At 64.7% G+C, this 2,976-nt stretch carries 2 protein-coding genes; one reads left to right on the top strand and one right to left on the bottom strand.

Features of this window, described 5'->3' with window-relative positions:
• A partial coding sequence (locus WCA53_RS01965) for an S-adenosylmethionine:tRNA ribosyltransferase-isomerase (protein WP_423904922.1) occupies positions 1 to 562 on the bottom strand: 562 nt, incomplete at its 3' end.
• A 220-nt stretch (positions 563 to 782) separates the two neighbouring features.
• Between WCA53_RS01965 and recG the strand changes: the two genes are divergently transcribed.
• Positions 783 to 2,976 (top strand): ATP-dependent DNA helicase RecG (gene recG / locus WCA53_RS01960; protein WP_423904920.1); only part of this gene is annotated, 2,194 nt, incomplete at its 3' end.

Raw genomic sequence — 2,976 nt, 5'->3', positions numbered from 1 at the left:
GCGCCGGGTCGAAGTGCAGGCCTGCCGTGGGCGCCGCCACCGCGCCGGGATGGGTCGCGTAGACCGTCTGGTAACGGGTTTCGTCGAAGGCGTCGGGATCGTGCTCGATGTACGGCGGCAATGGCAGGCGTCCGTATTGCTCGATCAGCGTCAGGCAATCGGCGGGAAAATGCAGCGTGTAAAACGGTTCGACGCGCTCGCCGACGGTGACGTCGAAGGCGTCGGCGAGCTTGAGCGTCGTGCCCGGCAGCGGACTTTTGCTCGCACGGATCTGCGCAAGTGCGGTCGTGGCGCCGGTCAGGCGCTCGACGAGCACCTCGATCCGGCCACCGCTGGCCTTTTGGCCGAGGAACCGCGCCTTCAGGACTTTGGTATCGTTGAACACCAGCAGGTCGCCGGGTTCGAGGAGGCCGGGCAGTTCGGTGAATTGGCGATCCGTGAAAACCGTGGTCGCCAGCCGGTTGTCAACGTCGAGCAGGCGGCTCGCGCTGCGCTGGGCGAGCGCCGTTTGCGCGATCAGCTCGGGCGGCAGATTAAAATCGAAGTCGGAAAGCGTGAACATAGGGGAAAGCAGGTGAGTGCGCGTTTGTCTCGCGCGTTGTCTTGTCGGGGCGGAGCGGTTGCCGGGTGGGGGCGCGGCCTGGCGCGTTGCAGATCACGAAACACGGCCGGCGTGCAGCGGTCTCGCCTCGCAAACAGCGTGGGCGCGAGCGAACCGGCGCCCGGTGTCGATGCTAATCCCCGCGCCGAACGAAGCCGATATTGTACTTTGAAGAGATTAGATGCCCTTGCCCGACCGCCGCCTGCTTGCTGATCCCGAGATTCCTGCCGCTCCCGATGCCGGGGGCGACGCGGCCACACGTACAAACAAGCGCAAGCGCGGCACGGCGGACATCGTGTTGCGGGAAGATCGCGTCCAGCCCTTGAAGCCGGCCGCCGAGAAGCCCAAGGCCGTCGATAAACTCGCCAAACTCGGCCTGAAATCGGATATCGACCTCGTGTTGCATCTGCCGATGCGCTATGAGGACGAAACCAGCATCACGCCGATTGCCCACCTGATTCCCGGCGGCAACGCGCAAACCGAAGGCGTGGTTTTCGACAACGAAATCGCCAATCGCCCGCGCCGGCAACTGCTGGTCAAGCTGCAAGACGACGCCGGCGACGAACTCACCCTGCGCTTTCTCAACTTCTACGGCTCGCAGATCAAGCAGATGGCGATCGGCGTTCGCCTGCGGGTTCGCGGCGACGTACGCGGGGGCTTTTTCGGCATGGAGATGGTTCATCCGGCCGTGCGTCCCGTCGATGAAGACACGCCGCTGCCCCAGGCGCTCACGCCGGTCTATCCGAGTACGGCGGGGGTGTCGCAGGCGTATTTGCGCAAGGCCATCGACAGTGCGTTGTCGCGCGTATCGTTACCCGAACTGCTGCCCGAAAAGATTGTACGAGCGCATATGGCGTCGCTGCAGGTTCCCGCGCTGCTCGATGCCGTCAGGACACTTCACCACCCGCACGCGGATTCCGACGAGAACGCGTTGATCGACGGCACGCATCCGGCGTGGAGCCGCATCAAATTCGAGGAATTGCTTGCGCAGCAGTTGTCGCTCAAGCGTGCGCACGAAGAGCGCCGGTCGCGTGCCGCGCCCGTGATGCCCAAGCGCACGCTCAACGAAAAGGATTCGCTCGTGGCGCGGTTCCTGAATACGTTGCCGTTCAAGCTGACCGGTGCGCAGGAACGTGTGTGCGCCGAGATTTCGACCGAACTCACGTTGCCGCACCCGATGCAGCGTCTTTTGCAAGGCGACGTCGGCAGTGGCAAGACGATCGTGGCGGCGCTTGCCGCTGCGCAAGCGATCGATGCCGGGTATCAGGCCGCGTTGATGGCGCCAACCGAAATCCTCGCCGAACAACACGCCCGCAAGCTGCGCGGCTGGCTTGAGCCGCTCGGCGTGACGGTCGCGTGGCTGGCCGGCAGCCTGAAGGCGAAGGACAAGCGTGCCGCGCTGGAAGCTGCCGCGTCGGGCGGCGCGCAACTGGTGATCGGCACGCACGCCATCATTCAGGAAGCGGTGGAATTCGCGCGGCTAGGACTGGTTATCGTCGATGAACAGCATCGCTTCGGCGTCGCCCAGCGGCTCGCTTTGCGTGCGAAAGCGAAGAATGCCGCCGACGATCGCGGCGAGTTCCAGCCTCACCAGCTGATGATGTCGGCCACGCCGATCCCACGCACGCTCGCCATGACGTATTACGCGGATCTGGACGTGTCGACCATCGACGAATTGCCGCCCGGACGCACGCCGATCCTGACGAAGCTCGTTGCGGATAACCGTCGCGAGGAAGTGATTGGACGTGTGCGCGAAGCGGCGCTGACCGGCCGACAAGTGTATTGGGTGTGTCCGCTAATCGAGGAAAGTGAGACGCTCCAGCTTCAGACCGCCGTGGAAACGTACGAAACCCTGGTGGCAGCGCTGCCCGAATTGCGCATTGGCCTGGTCCACGGACGCCTTCCGCCCGCCGAAAAAGCGGCTGTCATGGACGCGTTCACGCGCGCCGAGGTGCAGCTTCTGGTCGCCACGACGGTGATCGAAGTGGGCGTCGACGTGCCGAACGCATCGCTGATGGTGATCGAGCATGCGGAACGCTTCGGCCTTGCGCAGCTTCACCAGTTGCGCGGGCGCGTGGGGCGGGGCAGCGCGGCATCGGTATGCGTGCTGATGTATGCGGGGCCGTTATCGCAGACTGCCCGCGCCCGCTTGCAAACCATGCGCGAAACCACCGATGGCTTCGAGATTGCCCGTCGCGACCTTGAAATTCGCGGTCCCGGCGAATTCCTGGGCGCACGGCAATCGGGCGCCGCGATGCTGCGCTTTGCCAGCCTGGAAAACGATGCCTGGCTGATCGAGCCCGCCCGCGCGGCGGCGGACCAGATGCTCGCCGAATTCCCGGAAGCCGTGACGCAACACCTCGCGAGGTGGCTTG

The organism is Caballeronia sp. (genome assembly GCF_049581465.1).
Taxonomy (GTDB): domain Bacteria; phylum Pseudomonadota; class Gammaproteobacteria; order Burkholderiales; family Burkholderiaceae; genus Caballeronia.
Note: the sequence above shows the minus strand (reverse complement) of the source record. Positions and strands in the feature narration are given on the sequence as shown.